The 20,476-nt window shown below is 40.4% G+C and carries 11 protein-coding genes, 1 other RNA gene and 1 pseudogene; 7 read left to right on the top strand and 6 right to left on the bottom strand.

Translation table 11 applies throughout. The annotated features are described in order from the left end of the window. Positions 1–109 precede the first annotated feature (109 nt). The 4 genes from CWB72_RS10235 (at position 110) to CWB72_RS10215 (ending at position 6,678) form a co-directional block, all read left to right on the top strand. A complete protein-coding gene (locus tag CWB72_RS10235; RefSeq protein WP_138631123.1) occupies positions 110–643 on the top strand; it encodes a hypothetical protein in 534 nt (177 codons plus the stop codon). A 575-nt stretch (positions 644–1,218) separates the two neighbouring features. Continuing rightward, positions 1,219–2,595 carry a class II fumarate hydratase gene (locus tag CWB72_RS10225; RefSeq protein WP_138631121.1) on the top strand — a complete coding sequence of 459 codons (1,377 nt, stop codon included), beginning with the start codon at positions 1,219–1,221 and terminating at the stop codon, positions 2,593–2,595. 253 nt (positions 2,596–2,848) lie between these two features. Next, positions 2,849–4,807 (top strand): FAD-dependent L-amino acid oxidase, encoded by a 1,959-nt coding sequence (locus tag CWB72_RS10220; protein ID WP_138631119.1) that lies wholly within the window; start codon positions 2,849–2,851, stop codon positions 4,805–4,807. A gap of 65 nt (positions 4,808–4,872) precedes the next feature. Continuing rightward, complete coding sequence (locus CWB72_RS10215; RefSeq protein WP_138631117.1) at positions 4,873–6,678, top strand: alpha-keto acid decarboxylase family protein; 1,806 nt, start codon at positions 4,873–4,875, stop codon at positions 6,676–6,678. A gap of 65 nt (positions 6,679–6,743) precedes the next feature. On the opposite strand, the gene ftnA is transcribed toward CWB72_RS10215, so the two are convergent. The 6 genes from ftnA to ssrA all read right to left on the bottom strand — a co-directional run bounded on the left by ftnA (position 6,744) and on the right by ssrA (position 16,590). Beyond that, on the bottom strand, positions 6,744–7,268 hold the full coding sequence (gene ftnA, locus CWB72_RS10210; RefSeq protein WP_058029484.1) for a non-heme ferritin: 525 nt from the start codon (positions 7,266–7,268) through the stop codon (positions 6,744–6,746). 546 nt (positions 7,269–7,814) lie between these two features. After that, positions 7,815–9,728, bottom strand: a complete 1,914-nt coding sequence (locus tag CWB72_RS10205; RefSeq protein WP_138631115.1) for a S9 family peptidase — start codon at positions 9,726–9,728, stop codon at positions 7,815–7,817. Positions 9,729–9,803: 75 nt separating this feature from the next. Further along, entirely contained in the window at positions 9,804–12,761 is a 2,958-nt protein-coding gene (locus tag CWB72_RS10200; RefSeq protein WP_138631113.1) for a TonB-dependent receptor domain-containing protein, read from the bottom strand. A 262-nt stretch (positions 12,762–13,023) separates the two neighbouring features. Next, the gene (locus CWB72_RS10195; protein WP_130257249.1) at positions 13,024–14,223 is read right to left on the bottom strand and encodes a hypothetical protein; all 1,200 of its coding nucleotides are present in this window, start codon (positions 14,221–14,223) and stop codon (positions 13,024–13,026) included. A 76-nt stretch (positions 14,224–14,299) separates the two neighbouring features. Then, positions 14,300–15,925, bottom strand: coding sequence for a trypsin-like serine protease (locus tag CWB72_RS10190; protein WP_138631111.1), 1,626 nt, complete (start codon positions 15,923–15,925; stop codon positions 14,300–14,302). A gap of 308 nt (positions 15,926–16,233) precedes the next feature. Then, positions 16,234–16,590: a transfer-messenger RNA gene (ssrA, locus tag CWB72_RS10185) on the bottom strand. Positions 16,591–16,990: 400 nt separating this feature from the next. Between ssrA and CWB72_RS21215 the strand changes: the two genes are divergently transcribed. From CWB72_RS21215 to CWB72_RS10175, 3 genes and pseudogenes are all read left to right on the top strand, one after another. Then, positions 16,991–17,131, top strand: a complete 141-nt coding sequence (locus CWB72_RS21215; protein WP_436409853.1) for a DUF3360 family protein — start codon at positions 16,991–16,993, stop codon at positions 17,129–17,131. 29 nt (positions 17,132–17,160) lie between these two features. Continuing rightward, positions 17,161–18,327 (top strand): annotated as a pseudogene (locus CWB72_RS10180) (DUF3360 family protein). Between the two features lie 435 nt (positions 18,328–18,762). Further along, positions 18,763–20,394 carry a DUF342 domain-containing protein gene (locus CWB72_RS10175; protein ID WP_138631109.1) on the top strand — a complete coding sequence of 544 codons (1,632 nt, stop codon included), beginning with the start codon at positions 18,763–18,765 and terminating at the stop codon, positions 20,392–20,394. Positions 20,395–20,476 lie beyond the last annotated feature (82 nt).

The raw sequence follows: 20,476 nt of genomic DNA, 5'->3' as shown, positions 1-20,476 counted from the left end.
AATGGAAAAAGGAGTGAATTTTCACTCCTTTTTTATGCCTGATAATGACTGAATATTATTGAGATTGGGTATTATCCAGTCCAATTGTATAAATATAAGGATGGTCATAGTGAAGTATTTTGAAGTGCCAAAATGTTTTCATGAAGTATTTGGAGAGCAACAAACTCGATTAGAAGTGTTTTTAACAGTATTGTTCGCTTGTATTGCGACAATAGTTACTTTTTTCTTATCAGGTTTATCGCTTAATCATTGGCAGGTAATCGCCGCCTTTTTAATTGTGTTTGATGTTTATGCAGGCTGTATCGCTAACTTCAGCCAAGGAACAAATCAGTTTTACGCTCAACGTTATAAAAGTAGATTAATATTCATCACGATACATTTTCATAACGTGATCATTGCGTTACTACTTGATATGTATGTTCAAGAAAGTTTATTGATTTGGGGTTATACAATTGTTTCAGCGTGTATTGTTAATTTTTTAAAGAGTAATAGACTACAAACGTTTATTGCCGCCAATTTATTTTGTTTTGGTATTTTAGTACTACTAAGTTTATCTATGCCAAATTGGCTGATACTCATCAGTTTATTCTTTATGTTTAAAGTCATTGTTAGCTTTGCTGTTGATCATCAAAAGCAAAAATAAATACACAAATGTAACTCAACTCTCGTTTTTATAGCCTCACAAAGCTACGCTTTTAGATTTAAGCCTGATTATTATTTGTCAGTATCAGGCTTACTTCATCACTCCCAAGTAAATTCTTCAAATTCAAACTTGAAAACCAATTGATTAACTGTAATGATAATGATTATCAATTGTGATTTTAAAGTCGGTTCATATGTGTTTGAAAGAAACTATTGCTTGTTACACACCTTGTTTAAAAAACCACTGTCGAAGACCTCAATTAGAAGCACCTGTTTTGGTATCTCAATATATTGAGGGCAGTTTGGCATTAGCAAAATGGTACGGCAGCAGTCACTGCACATTGTTACAAGAACTGTATTTAAAAAAAAGTATTCAATGAGTTACTCAATAAAATTGCTGATCCACTCGTACATGAGTCAATCAGAAAGCAATGTTTTGAGCAGCTATATAAGCCTCTTCTCGCTTTGAAGCGATTCTACAAACAGCAGCAAGCCGATAAACAAAAATATTTGGCGCTGGAGCTTGAAGCAAGAGTGCTGTGTCGTGAATTTAATCCATTTTTATAGGAGTCAAAGATGACTACATTTCGCCAAGAATCAGACAGCATGGGTGTTTTAGATGTGCCAGAAGCCGCACTTTATAAAGCGCAAACCCAGCGTGCAGTCAATAACTTTACAGTTAGTAAGTTAACTATGCCGCAAGAGTTTATCCGAGCACTTGCTTACATTAAACAAGCTGCGGCAGAAGCAAACGCAGAGTTAGGGCACCTTCCACAAGATAAAGCACAGGCAATTGCCAAAGCAGCGCAAAGTATTATTGAAGGTGAGCATTTAGACCAATTCCCGGTTGATGTTTTTCAAACAGGCTCTGGCACCAGTTCAAATATGAATGCCAATGAAGTGATCGCGACGCTCGCAACACAACAAAGCGGTATTCAGATCCACCCTAATGACGACGTAAATATGGGTCAAAGCTCAAATGACGTGATCCCAACCGCTATTCACGTCAGTAGTGCGGTCGCAGTAGTTTATGAGCTATTACCTGCACTCAAACACCTATCACAAGTGATAGAGCAAAAATCTAAACAAGTCGGTCATGTAGTTAAAACAGGTCGTACGCATTTAATGGATGCAATGCCAGTTACATTTGCACAAACTTTAGGTGGTTGGCAGCATCAAATTGACTGTGCTTATCAAGGTATATTAAGCAGCGTAGAAAGGGTCTACGAACTTGCACAAGGTGGTACGGCTGTGGGCACGGGTGTAAATGCCGATGCACAATTTGCTAAGGTTTTCACGCAATATTTAAGTACAAATATTGGCATTCGTTTTAAACCAAGTAGCAATCATTTCTATCACATTGGTTCTCAAGACGCGATTGTAGGCCTTTCAGGACAATTAAAAGCAATGGCTGTGGCAAATATGAAAATTGCCAATGACTTACGTTGGATGAACTCAGGCCCACTGGCAGGTCTCGCTGAGATTGAACTAGAAGCGTTACAGCCAGGCTCTTCAATCATGCCTGGTAAAGTAAACCCGGTTATACCTGAAGCTGCAGCCATGGTCAGTGCACAAGTGATTGGTAATGACACGACAATTTCGGTAGCGGGTCAATCAGGTAACTTTGAACTCAATGTCATGCTGCCTGTGATTGCGCATAACATCATTGAAAGTATCGATATTTTGGCAAATGTCAGTCGACTCCTCGCCGATAAAGCGATTGCAACATTCAATGTGAACGAAGAAAACGTCAATAAAGCACTTGCAAAAAATCCTATTCTAGTGACGGCTCTCAACCCAATCATAGGTTATGAAAAAGCGGCATTTATTGCCAAAACAGCTTATAAAGAAGGCCGCCCAATAGTTGACGTGGCGAGCGAGCATACCGATTTATCTGTGAATGAACTCAAAGAATTATTGAACCCAGAAAAGCTGACTAAAGGCGGTTTTTAAATTAAAACTTCTATCGTCTAGCAACTCTTAACTTTTAAAAGGTGAAACATATTTGTTTCACCTTTTTTGATCTGTAAATCAGCTTCTGTAATCTCATGTAATTACCTTTTTTTTACCTTTGGGCTACATTTTGTTTTCTTGGGAATGTAAACATCGCGTAGAAAACTTAATGGATTGAGTAGTGTTGCGGTGAATCAAATCTTCATTGGCGATTAGCCATAAATTTTATCTGTGAATACGTTAAGGAATTAGGATGACTCACTACAAACTTGGTGCTGGTATTCAGGCAAAAACAGTATCTAACAATCAGAGAGTTAAAGTGGCAATTGTTGGGGCTGGCATGTCAGGCCTTTATAGTGCATGGCGCTTACAAAACGAAGCTGGCATCGAAGATTTCGCCATACTTGAACGCTCAAACAGAACAGGTGGACGATTAGATTCTGATTTGGTTAATTTCAAAAACCAGCATCATGAAGCAGGAGAGCCTGAATACATCGAAGTAAAAGAAGAGCAAGGCGGCATGAGGTTCCTATTTGACGATATGGATACACTTATGGCACTTTTCCTATCGCTCGATCTCGAAGATCAGATTGTGCCTTTCCCAATGAATAGTGGCGGTAATAACCGTTTATCGTTTAGAGGCAAAAGCTTTTCTGTAAACGACGCGCAAAAAGACGACTATGCGATTTGGTCAGAGTTATACAATCTTGCGCCCAGTGAACAAGGCGTCAACCCTAAGGATATCGTTAATGTCGTTTTCAATCGTATTTTGAAAGCAAACCCTCAATTCAAAGCGCGCCCTGAATCAAAAGGGCCTGAGTTTTGGCAAAACTTCCGATTAGACTGTAAATGGAATGGTAAAGCACTAAACCAGTGGACATTATGGGATTTATTCACTGATATGGGCTACAGCCAAGAGTGTATTACCATGCTTTATCGTGTACTGGGTTTTAACGGTACATTTTTATCTGGCATGAATGCAGGTGTTGCTTATCAATTACTTGAAGATTTCCCTGCAAATGTACAGTTTAAAACTTTCACACAGGGCTTCAGTACGTTACCAAATGCACTGGTAAAACAAATAGGCACTGAAAAGATCCATTTAGAAACTTCAGTTGAAGGCATTGAGTTTGATGAGTGTAATCAAGAGTATATCTTAACGTTAAAGCAAGGCCCGTGCGGAAAAGAGACGAAACTGATTGCTGAAAAGGTGATTTTGGGTCTGCCTCGATTAGCGCTTGAAAAACTTTTTTTGAAATCAAATGCATTCAATAACCTTCCAGTTGAAAAGTCAGAACCACTTTGGAACACATTACAGAGCGCAAGCAATCAGCCGCTATTAAAAATTAACCTTTATTACGACAGTGCATGGTGGGGAGAAGGTTCAACGGGCAGACCTGCTGTAGAATTTGGTCCTAACTTTGCTGATTTACCTACCGGCTCTGTTTATCCATTTTATGCGGTTGACGAGAAGTTAGCTGCACAATTGATGTATCAAGAGAGTGGTCAAACTGCGTCTAAAGAAACTCAACTAGAGTTAGATAAAGTGGCAAAGGCGAAATATAAAAAGCCTGCAGCACTAACTATTTACTGCGATTATATGAACATCAATTTTTGGAGTGCACTACAGGCATCAGGGCCTAAATATCAACACCCAAATCAGCAAGATTATGTTGAAAGTGTACCCGCTGATATGTACCCAGCTACAACGGCAGTTGTCGAGCAGGCCACTAAATTCTTTAAAGAAATTTTCAACACCCATTATGTTCCAGCGCCAATTCTAACCAGTGCACGTATTTGGCAAGGGTCGGTTAATTTTGATGTGCCTGCCGAGCAACAATTTGGTTATGGCGTGCATCAATGGGCGGTTGGCGCAGACGACCGTCAGGTAATGAAAGACCTTGTTGAGCCTTTACCTAACTTGTTTACTTGCGGTGAAGCATTCTCAGATTATCAAGGATGGGTTGAAGGTGCGCTGCGCTCGACAGATTTAGTCCTTCAGCAAGGCTTTAATCTAAACACGTTTGCTTCGCTACACCCTGATGCGTCAATTGTTATTCGAGAAAAATACAACGCACGTCGTGAATCTCTGATCAATAAATACTTTGATTTAGGGTATCGAGAAACAACCGAAGTTGAAAAAAGTGAATGTCATATTGAGACACTTCAAACGGTACTTGGCGTCGATTTAACCTACTTCGATAAAGCTTAAAGACTTCCCCAAGACTTAGGGCCTTTTTGGCCCTTTTTTCATTGTGTATTTCCAGGAAAGAAATTATGAATATCACCGAGAATTTTACCGTTGCAGATTACTTAAAAGTAAGAATGGAACAAATAGGTATCGAACAAATGTTTGGGGTAGCAGGTAATTATACGGCTGCGTTATTAGACACGATTTTGGCAGATGATAATTCCCCGATAAAAATATCAGGCAACGCCAATGAAATTTGTGCAGGCTTTGCCGCTGATGCCTATGCAAGATTAAAAGGCGTGAGTGCACTTTATGTGACTTATAGTGTGGGGGCATTTAGTTTACTCAATACGATTGCCGGCTCTTATGTCGAGCAAGTGCCTGTGATTTTAATAAACGGTGCCCCAACAAATAAAGAAGACCAAATTTCAAAACAAGCGGGCTTACTTTATTCTCATACAACAGGATATGAGTTTGTAGACATTCATATGTTTAAACCTGTGACTGTCGCAGCTGAGAGGATCACCAATGCCAAACAAGCGCCTTATCAAATTGATGCCGCGATTACCGCTATGTTGACAGAGCGTCGCCCCATATATTTTGAAGTAGCTGAAGATGTGTGGCGTGCGGATTGTCAAAAACCAAGTGGTAAACTTAGCTCTGGTGTGGGTGCAACGGTTACAGTGAGTGAAGCAAAACCAGCAGCTAAAGCTGCGGTAAATTTAATGCGCAGTAAACCAAAAAGTATTTTCTGGGCAGGTGTCGAATTACAAAGGTATGGCTTGCAAGACAAGTTCTTATCATTGCTCGATTTTATTAATGAAACCCATACTGTGCCGGATCAACATATTCATTTTGTGACATCAGCATTGAGTAAGTCAGTCATAGAAGAATCACATCGTTATTTTGAAGGCTGTGTCACATTAAAAAAACAAGAAGTTGATAATTTAGTGGGTGAAGACGGCGTGTTAGTTGGTATTGGTGCATGGACCACAGGTAAAGATACCGGCAATGAAGATATACGCAGCAGTAACACTATTCTAGCTGCTCACGGTGGGGTGTTTGTCGGCGCTGAGTTTTATGCATCAGTGACTCTAGAAGCCTTTATTGATACTATGTTGGCTGAATTTATTGATATAGCTGCGAAGAAGGAGTTGCTAGAGCTCGCAGGCTTACGTACTCAAAGACATACGAGCTTTAAGCTTATGTCGAGCCAAAGCAGTCTAGTGCAACCTTTAGGGTATGACAGCTTTTTCTCAGCTATGAGTCAGTGGCTTACCGAAGATGACATCATGGTCGTCGATGCCGGCTTCCCTTTAATTGGTGCGCAGAGTGTTAAAGTACCGAGTCGAAATGGCTTTGTTGCACAAGCTGCTTGGCTTTCTATAGGCTATTCAGTGCCTGCAGGCACTGGTATTAAATGTGCATTTCCTGATAAGCGCGCCATTGTTGTGGTCGGAGATGGCGCATTTCATGAAACTTGCCAAGCGGTTGCCGATCAAAATGCTTATGGGCAGAACACGGTTGTATTTGTTATTGCAAATGGAATTTACGGCATTGAGCAATACTTAGTTAATCCGAATCCATTTAGGCAACCCCCAGTCGATTATCCAGATAAATTATTAAATGATGTATATCAATATAATGATTTACCCAATTGGGAAATTGCAAAAATCACTGATGCATTTGGTGGGCAAGGCCGTAAAGTGACCTCTGTTGAGCAATTATACGGGGTGCTAGAAGAAATTCGCGCTGATGAGCATAACAATTATGTTGTTGAACTCTGTATTCCTAAAGACAATGTGCCTAATGCAATTGCGGTTGAAGCTGACAGTGCAGTGGGGGAAGATGAAATCGATAACCCAAACTGGCCACCAGCAGGGAAATTTTAACTTATCGAATGAACAAACAAAAAAGGTAGCTAAATAGCTACCTTTTCTCGTTTTAGGGCTTTAGATTAAGCACCAGCTTCCATGATAGAAGTACTACCCGTTTTCGCTAATTCAGCAAGATCTTTGTCGATCCAGAATAGTGCTTTACCATCTTCACCAATAAGCTCTAGCTTATCTAAAATACCTTTGAACAGCTTTTCTTCTTCATGTTGTTCAGCAACATACCATTGTAAGAAGTTAAACGTAGAGTAGTCATGTGTAGTGAAAGCAACATGAGTTAGCTCGTTAATTGCTTTAGTGATAGTGCACTCATGCTCAAGAGTGGTTCTAAATACATCACCTAGAGAATTAAACTCATGAGGAGGCGCTTCAATGGCACCTAAAATTGGTAATGCACCGGTTTCACTTACATAAGTGAATAAACGGTTCATGTGTTCCATTTCTTCAACGGCATGCTTTCTTAAAAACTCAGCAGCACCTTCGAAGCCTTTGTCTTCACACCAAGCACTCATCTGTAAGTATAGGTTTGAAGAATAGAATTCTAAATTAATTTGCTCGTTTAATTTTTCAACCATTGCTGGGGCTAACATAGCGGTTACTCCTCTAAGAATTTATGCACGCATTGTTCTTTAATACGCTCATGAATACAAGTAGATCATAAAGAAAAACAAATAAAAATAACAATTTAGGCGAGAAAAAACGCAAAAATCCAGTTAAGCAAAAAGCGCAATCAATCTCATTAAAGCTCACCGACTAAAAAGTGGTGTGCAATAAAAATTTAGGTACAACTATAAGTAAGAATGCGAATGATTATTTCAGTTTTGTACCTTTGCATAGGTACTTTTTATCGCTCGCTGAACGGGCGCATTTCTTACAAATAAAGTGACTGGGTGAAACAATATCTCCAAGCTGAGATAGTTTGCTTTCGATGTCTTTTCTTTTCCACTCACACAGGGTTTTACTCATTTATACCTACTACAAAATAGTTAAATACAAATAAACATTATTATCATGTTTAAATCAAAGGGTGCTTTTTACATTAAATATGGACAGATTACTAGCACAATAAATGAAGAGTTTAGAGCTAAAAAAGCCAAGACTATGAATTGCCTTGGCTTTGTTGACGGGTAACTATTTTATAGATGGGATTGTAAAAACTTTAAGTAAGCATCAGATGCCGTGATGCGGTTTTTCTTTTTAGTAAAACCGTGGCCTTCATCTGGGAATAGCACGTACTCAACCGGTGTGCCATTCTTCTTAACCGCTTCAACCAGTTCATCACTTTCAACCTGTAAGACACGAGGATCGTTTGCACCTTGCACAACCATTAACGGCTTCACAATATTATGTGCATGGAATAGCGGGGAGATAGCTCTATGCCTTGCCTCATCTGTTGCAGGATCACCCATTTCGTCATACAAGGCTTTACGGAAGCTTTCCCACCAAGGTGGAATAGACTTAAGCGTTCTCACCCAGTTTGTCACGCCGAATATGTTAATTCCGACTTCAAATTCTTCAGGTGCAAAGGCCAATGCAGCAGCCGTTAAATAACCACCGTAACTGCCACCCATAATGCCGATTTTGTCTTTATTAACCCAATCTAAGCTTTGTAGGTATTTTTTACCCCAAATAAGATCGTTCAAGTCATCTTTACCATGCTTCTTATCATCTAAATGAAAGAAGGTTTTACCATATCCACTACTACCGCGGTTATTGATGGCATACACGGCATAGCCATGATTCACTAAATGTTGGATTTCAGGTCGGTAGCCTCTGACACTTTGTCCACCTGGACCACCATGAACAAAAATAACAACTGGCACAGGAGAAGCTTTAGACGCTTGCTTTGGTTTATACATTACTCCTGGGACTTCTAAACCGTCGAAGCTGTTAAAGCGTTCTATGGTACTGGTCACTAAATGGTTTTCATCTATGGCTTTATTCAATGAAGAAGTTAACTGAGTAGCTTGTTGAGCACCAAACTGCCAAACATATAAGTTGTGTGGAGAGGTATCTGATGTCAGATAAAAAGAAATTTTCTGCTCGTCTTTAGAGAAGTTAACACTTCTTAAATTACCAGCGGGTAATTCTGGCATCTGGATGGTTTTTTGCGTATTTAAATCGGTGGCGACCAATTTTGTCATTGAATCTTCATTAACAAAATGAACGCGGTAACGGCCCGATTCTGAGAAATACATATGGGTGATATCCCAATCTGCAACTAAATAAGGTTTATGCGCTTGGGTCGTTAAATCGTATTGCCAAATTTGTGCAAATTCACCATGGGCATTCGTTTGATAGTAAAGTGTTTGCCCATCTTTAGAAAATGAATTAGCTGAAAACGTTGCATCATGCTCTACGTTAGAGAGTAAAACTGGTTTTTGACCTTTAGCTTGGTTATCAACCAAGAACAAGTCAGAATCTTTATTGCTATTTGATTTACTCAATACAAAATAGCGCTCATCAGGACTGACTGTTTCAATGTTTAAGCCTGACTCATTCTTATATAATAAAGAACGCTCATAAGTTTTAGCATCGTACTTATATAAGTCCATAAAACGCATATCGCGTTCATTACTCAGTACGTAAAAATGGCTTTTATCACCCGAAAAGCCAAACATGGTTGCGCGTGTTTTTGGACCTGGTGTTAAATCTTTAACAGAGCCATCTAGCTCACGTACATATAGGTGGAATAACTCATTGCCGCCCGCATCTTTAGTAAATAAAACGCGATCATCATTTGGAAAATAGCCAACAGGGTAAGTCGTATCAGTATTATTGGTCAGTTGCGTTTTATTACCTGTTTTAGCATCCACTTGATACAGGTTGAAAATTCCAGTTTCATCACTACTGACTAAAATGCTTTTCCCATCATTAGAAAAACTACTGCCCATAACGTTAACAGTATCGTAGAAGGTTTCAGCACTATATTGTTTAAATGCTTGAACACTTGCGGCTGACTTAACTTCTAAATTCTGTTGGGAAGAAGTCGTGCTGCATGCGCTCAAAAGCGAGAGTACCGCACAGGTAAGTAAAGATTGTCTGATCATATTTATTCACACTTGCTTTGATTAAAAATAAGCGAGCAACCCCCCGTTGAATAAGGTTGCTCACTTGGGTTTCAATTAAAATTGATATTTAAGACCTAGGCGGTAGCTTCTTCCTACCACATCATATAAAAGACTGCCTTGGTTAAGTCCTGGTAATCTTGGAGGTCGTTTATCAGTGAGGTTATTGACGCCTAAATACATAGATAAAGAGTCAAGCCATTGATAGTTAATTTGCAGGTTATGGCTGGTGTAGCTACCTACTTCATTCGCAAACGCTGAAGGGTAGTACTCATCAGAGCGCGTTTTATCAAATGTAGAACTGCCAACATAGTTGCTATTTAAACTTGCTGTTAGATCATTGTAATTATAAGAAGTGCTAAAGTTTGCTCTTACACGAGGGTAAGTCACTGAGCCTGCTTCGTTCTCAATAGGTAAACCTGCTTTCGGGTTTTGCTCGTTAATGCGTTCCGCTAGGTATGAGGCATTGACTCTGAAGCTGAGTTGCCCAAAACCAGTTTCGTAACGTAATGCGGTTTCTAAATCAACACCTTTTGCTGAGAAGCGAGCGGCATTTACGGCATTAACGCCAACAAATAAAATGTTGCCGTTTTCAGCGCGTTTCACTTTGCTACAAAATGCGTCATCAAGCTGGCTGCCATCAACACAGTTTGACAAGATATCACTGCCATCGATTTGCGTGATGGCATCTGTGATTTCAATATCCCAGTAATCAACAGCAATATTTAGGTTAGCATTAGGCGAATAAGTTAAACCTAGCGTAAAGGTATCAGCTGTTTCTGGTTTGAGTTCGGTATTACCGGTAGTGTGTGTCAGCACAGTACCGAATGACGCGTTTGAGGTAAATTCAGCATCTAAGCCTAACAACTCACAATTTGCTTTACGATTTGCAGCAACAGCGGGCTCTGCATCTAAATTATCTTTGTGACATGGGTCGACCAAACGGGCTGCACCAGAAGAAGCCGGCGCAAACAGTTCTTGAATATTCGGAGCACGTACTGCACGAGAATAACTAGCACGAGAGCCAATGTCATAACCAAACTGCCAGTTTAAAGACGCTTTATAGGTGCTATCTCCACCAGTGATACTGTGATCGGCATAGCGTGCAGCCACTTCTATATCAAGCGTTTCAATTAAGGGTAAGTCTGCCAATAAAGGTACGCTGACTTCACCAAAAATTTCTTTTACGTTATAGCTACCTTCTACAGTACTAAAAAAGCTATTAGTAGCAGGGGTTTGACCTGTTGTTGTGCCTACTAGACCAAGGCCTACGCCATTTTCATCACGTCCTTGAGTGAGAGGATCAGGATCAGAAAGCGAACGCTCGTTTCGGTATTCAAGACCTGCTGCAAATGCAATAGGGCCCAAATCGGTATCGACTAAGTCACCATGAAACACAAAACTGGCAATGGTTTGCTCCATCTCTTGTTTGTTATGCAGTTTCACACCAGCGTAGTCTAATGCCGCCTGGCTGGCTTGTTTGAAGATAGGGTTATACGGCACACAGGCAGGATCGCTGGTATCACGACAAATGGCATTTCCACTGGCGTCTGTGGTTGCATCTAGTGAGCGGTAGTAGCGCTCATTGAATGTTGTGAGCTCATAAATATCAGCGGTGACTCTGCCGTGTTGCACATAAGTATCAAAATCGTAATCAGCAAATGTTCCTTCAGCACCTAAAGTGATCTGCATGGTTTCACGAATGTTTTCAGAGCTTGATGGTAAACCGACCACTGCTAATGCGGCATCTTGCACATTACGCTCTTGCATTAATGTTCTTAATTCACTTGGTATAAATGGGTTATCTTGCTTTAAGCTGATCAATGGACCGAAGTTATCATCGTGGAAAATACTTGCCTGACCAATCGCAAAAGACTCAACCTTACCGTATTTGCTATCAAGATAAAGGCTGACGTCGTCACTCAGATCGTATCTAGAGCCTAAATTCATTAAGAGTCTTTCACTAGGCGCAATGGCGTAGTTAGTTTCAGAGATCCTAAATCCATCACCGTTAGAGCACGTAACCGGACCATCACAAAAATCACCATTTTGGAAAGGTCTAAAGTGGCCATCTTCGCGGTCGATGGTAAATGTGTCGTAACCTACATGACCAAACGGAAATGCAATAGGATCATTTGCGAATGTGGGTACAGGGATCTGGCTGATAGGGGCATCGCCAAAGAAATAGTTACTATTAGGTAAGTAGATTAAGCCCTCGGCGCTGAGCGCTTGGAAACGTAAATCTTCTACAAATACAGTATCTGAAATACCGTCATCAGGACCAGTATTTTCAGGGTTTGGTAAAAAAGAATGGTTTTTATTGGCATAGTCACGCGCCGTAACTGAAAGCGCATCACGGTCTGAATAACTGACGTGAAAAGTAACATTACCCGCGCTATCTGCAAAGTCTGTACCCCAAGTCAGCGAAATATCATTGCTTTTTGCATCATCTTCAGCACTTTGTGCATAAGATGCATCAAGTTCGAATCCAGTGAAGTCCTTCTTCATAATAAAGTTAACAACACCAGTTACCGCGTCAGCACCATAAATAGCAGATGCACCGCCGGTAATAATTTCGACACGCTCAATAAGTGAAGTCGGGATCATAGAAATGTCGACAGCAGAATTACCGGCATCACCCGATACATGACGACGACCATTGACGAGTACTAAGCTTCGCTCTGTACCTAAACCACGTAAGTTTATGAGTTCTTGACCTGCAGACTGAAGGCCTGTGCCATTGCCTGTCGCCGTAGTTGAACCTACACCACTGATCATAGCGGGCAGTTTATGCATTAAGTCGCCAATATTCTTTACACCCGATTGCGCGATTTCTTTTGCATCAATCATGGTTGTTGGTGTTGTCATTTGCGCACTAGTACGCGCAATACGAGAACCTGTAACCTGAATCTTTTCGACTTCGTCTTCATTCACCTGATTGGCAAAAGTGTTACCTGAGAGTAAAAGAGAACTCGCAACGAGTCCTTGCATAATTGCTGATAATCTTAAGTTCATAAGAGAACACCCTGTTGTTGTATTTTATTATTTTATATCTCAAAGTGTATCTGAGATACGATCTAGGCTATCAGCACTTAAAGCATATGTACAATTTTTATTCTCATGTGAGACTAAAGATATGTGAAAGTTTGTGAAATAAGTAAATCTAAATTGTAAATTATATTGTTTTACAATGGGTTATAGGTGTTTTTGGTGCAGAAGAGTAAGCACATTGTGTGCTTACATAGTGATTTAAAGTGAAAAGTCACGTTAGAAAGGTTTACTGGTGTTCAAAATATATACGGTAAGTGCTCGACCAAATAGGAAAGTTCACATGGGTTGAGTAGCAAATGTAGTCTTCGATATCGACTCGCGCGATATCTAATAAATAGCGCAGTTTGTCTTTGTGATCTTGCTGCAATTGAAAGTGCGCTAAATTATCTGTGGTTTGAGAAATTTTGAGCTCAGGAAACTCTGGAAATCTTTCAGTCCACATATCACTTGCTTTTAATTTGCCATCTTCGACCTTTTGATTGTTGTGATAGCAGCCAATATTCACGGTACTACATTTATCAATTTGCTTTTCTATCAGCACTAACATGGTCATGGCTTTGGTTGGATTTTTAATTGATAAGCTGGTGGAGCTGCACGGACTGCTTTGATTGAGTGGGTTCATCACTTCATCAGGGTTATTAACCACAAAGGTTGCATCGCAGCTATCACTTGGTAGCGGATCAAACACTAAACCTGAATTACTCGGTGAAAAAGTACTAAAGGCATTTAAAAATCCAGATGTAGAGTACTCTTCAGATACACCAATGGTAAAAAGATTGGTCTCTAATCGACTTTGCTGAGAAATATTCAGTGGTTGAGTAAAGTTATCAGGATTAGGGTGAGTATAAAACTGCACAAAAGGCACTGCACCGGCTTCGCGTTTAATACCCGATTTACTTATCAACGCAACCTCTTGTAAAAAAGCAGGGTTTGCTTTGTTTTCTTTAAGAATATAAACACAGAATACTTCTTCGACGCTGAATCCAAGTAAAGACTTTGCGGCATAATAAAGCTGCGCTTTGTGGTCATCACCGTGCATGGTATTTTGTGTTTTCTGTTTAGCAGTCGATAGCATGCGTTTGAGTTGGGCATGACTTGAAGCATGTTGGTTGAGGCACTGTTCAAATAAGTCGGTAACTTGTTTTAGCTGCTTCAACAAAGGGGCAGGGATAAGCGGTGTCAACTTTTGTTGCATGAGTAGCAAAGCTTGTACACCGGGCAGCTCAACTAATACTTGTAAACCATCACTTGCTTTACAGGCAGTAAAAAAGCGTTGGCTATTAGAGCGGTTATAATCTAAATACCGAGCAAATCCCCCAATGGTTTTGGCTTTTTCTGGTAGTTCAGCTTTGATTGCTAAAAAAGTTTTTTGTATACGCTCGCCAAGGCGTGTTAAATCGGCTTTTACTTGTTGACTAAGTCCCATGTCGCAGAAAATATGGTTATATATTTCCTTTAGGTTACACGGGACTTAAAATGATTAAAAGATTTCTTTAATCGGCTTAGCTACATAGACCAATCGTTTTCCAAGGTCCCCAAGGTCCAGAAGAAGCAGGGTTTTCACCTTGTACCCACCATTTAGCCTCGTAAATTACCCCGTTTAAGCTCACTCTTTGACCCTGTAAATACACGGTACTTTCTGACCAAGCCGGTGTGCCTTTACAGGTATCGACATTTTCAGAAACTGAGATAGTTTTGGTTTTTTGAGCGGTTTGGCCTTTGTCATCAGTAACACTTAAAGTTACTGAATAGCTGCCTGCTTGTGCAAAAGTGTGCGAAACAACACTACCTTGGTAGCTTTCACCGTTGACAATCCAGCGAGTGCTAACGATTTGACCGTTATCTGTGCTCGTGCTGGTGAGTGTTGCTGTTAATTGATCTGTCGCCACTGAGAAGTCAGCAACAGGTACTGGGTCTTCAACGTTACCATCACATTTTGCACCCCGACGCCACACATTGCTATATAGGTCTGGCTGAGCACCTTGAGACCACCAAGTAGATTCATATTCATATCCTTTGTAGCTAACCTTGTCGCCTAGTGCATAGCTTTGTGTTGCACTCCAAGGTGCTGCATTACATTCACCATCAACGATAAAGTTAACGACTTTAGATACGCTGCTTGTTTGGCCAATGGTATCTGTTACTGTAAGTGTGACGTTGTAGCTACCTGCAGAAGCATAAGTAAAGCTTGGGTTTGTTTGAGTTGAACCCGCGTTACCTTGTCCAAACGACCACTGATAACCTGTAATACCTTTATCGTCAGTTGATTTGTTGGTGAAACTTGCAGTTAAAGACGCCGCATCCGTTTGAACCTCAAAATTGGCGACGGGTTTTTTATCTTCACCGTCGGTAATTCCTGTTTTTTGTTTGATCCAATTTAAGAAGCTTGTTGTTCTTGTGAAAGCAGTTGCACCTTGACAACCTTGCCCCCAACTCACAGTGCCTATGCTGTAAAAGTCATTGCCAACTCTAACAGCATAAGGACCGCCACTGTCTCCATTACATGCAGAACGACCACCTTCACCACCGCCACAAATCACTGAGCTAGGCAAATTGAAACTAAGTTGTGAACTACAGCTTGAATTAGTGATAACGGGTAAATCAGCTTCTCGAAGTACATCACTCGGACGACCACGATTAGAGGTTAAACCCCAACCTGATACCGTAACGTAATCGCCAGGGCTCGCATATTGTGACTCGATAGCCGCAGTAGGAAGTTTAGCTGGCGTATATTGACTTGGCGCAGGTGAAGCCAGTTTTAAAACTGCGATGTCATAACCAGAGCGTATCCCATTTGCGCCATTCCAGCGTTCATGGTTGATAATCTGAGATACACGTAATGTGACACCATCATTTCGGCTGATTGAGTGCGCACCAACACGAACAGTTAAACTTGATGTTGAAGCATTGTCTAAACAGTGAGCCGCCGTTAAAACCCAATTTGGATCGATTAATGTACCACCACAACCTTGGCGACCATTCATAAGCAGCGCAACTTGATAAGGACGTGAGTATGCAGGTGTTTCAATACCACCAACAACAGTTGGGTTAATATCTAACTCAGCTGCAGCGTATGCATTCATGCCATACAAACACATGGCAGAGAGTAAAATATTTCTTTTATTCATGATTACATTTCCTTTAATTGCTCAAAATTAAGCCTATTTAGAAATAATCTGAGATACCCCCTTATGCAAATCTAGAATAAAAATAAAACAAGGTCAGACCAGTTGGTTGTGTGTATTCAAAATAGGTATGGATATGATTTGTATAAATAATTTGCGTAACAATTAATTTACATTTTATTTTGAATTAACTGATGAGCAGTAGTAAATGTTGATGAGAAAATTGGGGTTATTTATGAATCAAAAAAGAGTTAGTTTCGTGAAATGCGGGCATAAAAAAAGACATCCTGAGATGTCTTGATTTATACGTTTGGTGGAGCTGGGGGGATTTGAACCCCCGTCCAGAAAGCGTCGACCTTCGGTCCTACATGTTTAGTATCGTCTATTGGTTAACCTTTAAGTCTCGGACGAACACGATAAATAAAGGCGAGGCCGCTTAGTTTTAGCCCTTCAACCCCGGCCAGGGTTTCCGTAGCGATCTTGTGTAGGGTGACACTCCAGAACCAGAACCACAAGCATTTCTTGGAGGAGTGCTAGCGGGCTATTATGCCGCTAGAGCGTAGTTATCGTCGTTTGCGATTACTTTAAATGCGGCTTTTTTACGAGGCCAACCGCCCCTCGACATGCACCTCAGGCTTCATGAATCCTGTCGAATCCTAATCAGCCCCTGAATTTGTATTCAGAGTCACAACGTGACTTAGTGATTGCATTCTAACGCCTATATATGCGCTTCGCAATCATTAATCTCTTTAAAAGTCATCATTAATTAATAGGTTGGCTGTTATTTATTCGGGTTGAACATTAGTTGAGCACATTATAGGCGTGAGTAATCGAACTCATTAATTTATAAAATGAAATACTCGACTTATTGCTAAGCTCTTTTCAGATTTGGTTGCTTTATGCTTGTGGCATCAAATAACACTAACATCCGAAGTAGGAGATGTGATGACAACTCACAATTTAGATAACAGTAGCAAGTTAGCACCTCAAGACAGTTATCAAAATTTACACCGTGCAAGTTAAGAATTTAAAACACGCGACGAATATTTAGAGCATGAATTGCAAATCATGCAGCCAAAACGCTGGCGTCCTAACCTACCTTTTAAAGACTACCGAGTTGAACTAGAAGACACTATTCCAGCTATGGCGGGGACCATAGGTAAAATTGTGATGGTAGGCGCAATGCCGCAACATTTGCCGCACCTTTAGGGCTAGGCGAAGGCTTTATTCTTGAAAATGTGCGCTATGAGTTATTGATAGTCGCTTTATTTATTTTGCTGTTTTCTGGTTTTCTATTACCAACCGCAAACTTAGCAGGTACCCAGGGCCTTTAATTCCTCTTATTCCTATTGTGGTTGCGGCGGGTGGTCACCCGATGGCGTTTGGTTTGCTCATAAGGGCATTTGGTTTATTACTGGCAATCAGTAAAGGCGGGAGTGTTTTGGCTGGGCTTACCAGTCGGGGGGTATGTGGTGGTTTGCTCTTATACCTCGGCTTTATCGGCACAACCTCACAAGTTAAGAAGTTGTTTGCGTGGGCTGAAGGCATTGAAATGTCACGTATCGCTTTCATAATAATTCTTAGTACCATCGTTTTATATGCGTTATCAGAGCACTTTAAAAAGCGTTGGCTGGCAGTACCATTAAGCTGCTTACTTGGCGGTGGTGTTGCTTTTGCTCTTGGCTCGCCATTTGAGTTTAAAACAGTTCCAGGCATACCAAACATGAACCCTATGTACTGGTGGGGTGAAAACACGGAGTGGATGCTAGGTTTACCAACACTTGAAAGCTTTATTGTTGTACTGCCTTTTGCCATTTTAGCTGTGGCTATGTGGTCACCAGACTTCTTAGGTCATCAGGTGTTCCAAATAATTAGTTATCCAGCACGTACTGAAAAAGTACAAATGAATATTGACGATACGATGACCAGTGCGTCTATTCGTCAGACATTCGGCTCTATTTTAGGTGGTGCTAACTTCACCTCTTCTTGGGGCACATACATTGTGCCAGCTGCCATTGCGAAGCGTCCAATTCCCGCAGGGGCAATTTTAACCACGTTGTTTTGTGTTATTGCCAGTATCTGGGGTTACCCAATGGATCTAGCAATTTGGCAGCCGGTATTGTGTAGCCTTAATTGTTGGGGTGTTTATTCCATTGCTTGAAGCGGGTATGGAAATGACACGAGAAGGTAAAACTACTCAGTCAGCAGCCATTGTCGTTTTCTCGTCGGCATTAGTTAATCCGGCGTTTGGTTGGTCCTTAACTATGTTGCTAGATAATTTAGGCTTAATTGGTTGTAAAGAACGCAGTAAAGAGCTGAGTTCAATGAACCGTTGGATCATACCTTTAATTATGTTTGTAGTGTTAACAGGTGTGATGGCACTTGTTGGCTTGTTATCGGGCTAACCTGCAATTATGCCGAGTTTTAGATAGGCTCTTAAATAGCGGAGGGCTAGTCCCTTCACTTGCTCTTCATATTCTTATTACATGTATTTGTCATATTCTTTTGTTACTTTGTCTCGTTAATTTAATCATTAGTCGATTTTTCATCTTATTTGTGGTTTTCTTGTTTCTGCATTAGTTACATTTGTAAATTAGTCCTTTATTCGTAAATTGCATTTCAGCTATAAAGAGTTCTTTTTTATAGTCGATAAACTGATGTAACTTATACAAATATTTTCTAGTTTTTATTTTAGGTAAAAATACACAATTAATGCTGTTTACAAATCTTTAAGTTTTGTAACGTACTTTAGATGATTTCGACTTAACAATAGAACCAAGTTGTGCTGAAATGACCTGGTCATGTTTTAGTCAATTTTAAACCGTAGTGTGGAAAGACTTATGTCATTGTTTCGTTTTGATGAGGGTGATGGATATGTGTACTTGTTGTCACACCCAGTCGAGTCAGGGTTTCCTGCTAGTGCTTCGCAGCTAATGGAGTTGTTAGAGCAGTCAAGTTATGCAGACTTCGAGGTAGTTCATGCCAATATTGGTAAGTTATTTTCTGCCGGTGATGACTTTAGCAATGATTCTTTAATTGTAGCGAAGGCGATTGATGCATCAATTATGATCAAAGTTGATGAATCAAATATGATGGCCAATGCTCAAATTACGACCGCATGTGGCGGTAAAATTATTTCTCTTGATGATGCTAAAGTCGCCTTAAAAAAAGCGGGTGTTATAAAAGGTGTGAGCCGTGAAGCATTAGAACAATGTCTTGGTCAGCAGTTTGAGCAATCTCCAGGCTCAGTTTACAGTGCAATTGTAGCGCATGGGCAAAGAGCTAAAGACGGTACAGACGCAAGGTTTGTTCGTCTGTGTATGACAGCGCAAGATAGAATTCTCACCCCTCAAGAAAAAGATGGTGGCAAGGTTGATATGCGTGACTTGGGCGCAATTATTACAGTCAGACCTGGCAGCCCATTAATGAAACGTATTCCTGCGACTGAAGGCTCCTCCGGCTATTCCGTGTTCGGGGATGTGTTAGAGGCCAAACCAGGTAAGAACTTCGAGATTGAAGTGCTCGAAGGCACCAAAATTGATGAAAAAGACCCTAATTTACTTATAGCAGTTGCTAAAGGGGTGCCTGTTGCATTGCCACGTGGCATGCGTGTCGACGATGTTTTATGCTACAACGACGTGGACGTTACTACAGGGCATATAGAATTTGATGGATCAGTTATTATCAGTGGTGATGTTAAAGATGGCATGAAGGTAAAAGCTACTGGAGATATAACAATTTTAGGCTTTGTAGAGTCATCAGAAATACAGAGTGATAACGTAATTACGATAGTGCAAGGCGCAATAGGGCGTAAAGTAATCGAAGAGGATGATTTTTCTTGCTTTATTCGTGCAAGAAGAAATATTACGATTGGTTATGCTCAATATGCTTGCATTGAAACTCAGCAAGATTTGTTAATTGAAAAGCAGGCCTTACATTGTAATTTGTCTTCAAGTCGTCTTATTCGTATAGGTAAAGGTGACACACCAAGAGGTAAACTGATTGGTGGCAAAGTTCTTAATGCGCTTCGTATTGAAACGGGTGAATTGGGTGCTCCTTCAGGGACCAAAACGCATATTTCTATTGCGCAATCGTTCCATGAATTAAAAGAAAAGCAGTCAGAATTCAAGAAGTTTGAGAAACGCTTAGCTGAAAAGGCCGTTGCTCTGAATAAGGCAAAAGCGAAGGCAAGTAAAGCGCCAGAATCACCGAAAAGGGCGGCATACTTAAATAAGCTGCTGACAAATGAAAAGCAGTTAAACGTGCATTATCAGCGCAATCAACGCAATTTAAAACTAGTGGATAGAAAATTACAACGCTTACTTGTTGGCAGCAGAGTTAAAGTGAATGACTTGATGCACCCAGGCATTGAGGTAACAATTGCACGAGACTCGAAGCAATTTACACGAATTTATCCTCCTCATTTAGTTAAATTAGATGAAGGTAAGATCACACAACAGTTCTTGTCTTAAAAATTTAATCATTTTTTATTTTTAATAATAAAGGCTCCGCTGTGTCAGAGCCTTTACGTTTTTAATCACTATTAGTTTTTCT

Source organism: Pseudoalteromonas phenolica (assembly GCF_005886345.1).
GTDB classification, from domain to species: Bacteria; Pseudomonadota; Gammaproteobacteria; order Enterobacterales; family Alteromonadaceae; genus Pseudoalteromonas; species Pseudoalteromonas phenolica_A.
Note: the sequence above shows the minus strand (reverse complement) of the source record. Positions and strands in the feature narration are given on the sequence as shown.

What these genes read in the sequence shown, in the direction of transcription:
- CWB72_RS10225 (WP_138631121.1), top strand. Translation starts at nt 1,219, where the DNA reads ATGACTACATTTCGCCAAGAATCAGACAGCATGGGTGTTTTAGATGTG.
- CWB72_RS10220 (WP_138631119.1), top strand. Translation starts at nt 2,849, where the DNA reads ATGACTCACTACAAACTTGGTGCTGGTATTCAGGCAAAAACAGTATCT.
- CWB72_RS10215 (WP_138631117.1), top strand. Translation starts at nt 4,873, where the DNA reads ATGAATATCACCGAGAATTTTACCGTTGCAGATTACTTAAAAGTAAGA.
- ftnA (WP_058029484.1), bottom strand. Translation starts at nt 7,268, where the DNA reads ATGTTAGCCCCAGCAATGGTTGAAAAATTAAACGAGCAAATTAATTTA.
- CWB72_RS10205 (WP_138631115.1), bottom strand. Translation starts at nt 9,728, where the DNA reads ATGATCAGACAATCTTTACTTACCTGTGCGGTACTCTCGCTTTTGAGC.
- CWB72_RS10200 (WP_138631113.1), bottom strand. Translation starts at nt 12,761, where the DNA reads ATGAACTTAAGATTATCAGCAATTATGCAAGGACTCGTTGCGAGTTCT.
- CWB72_RS10195 (WP_130257249.1), bottom strand. Translation starts at nt 14,223, where the DNA reads ATGGGACTTAGTCAACAAGTAAAAGCCGATTTAACACGCCTTGGCGAG.
- CWB72_RS10190 (WP_138631111.1), bottom strand. Translation starts at nt 15,925, where the DNA reads ATGAATAAAAGAAATATTTTACTCTCTGCCATGTGTTTGTATGGCATG.
- CWB72_RS21215 (WP_436409853.1), top strand. Translation starts at nt 16,991, where the DNA reads ATGCAGCCAAAACGCTGGCGTCCTAACCTACCTTTTAAAGACTACCGA.
- CWB72_RS10175 (WP_138631109.1), top strand. Translation starts at nt 18,763, where the DNA reads ATGTCATTGTTTCGTTTTGATGAGGGTGATGGATATGTGTACTTGTTG.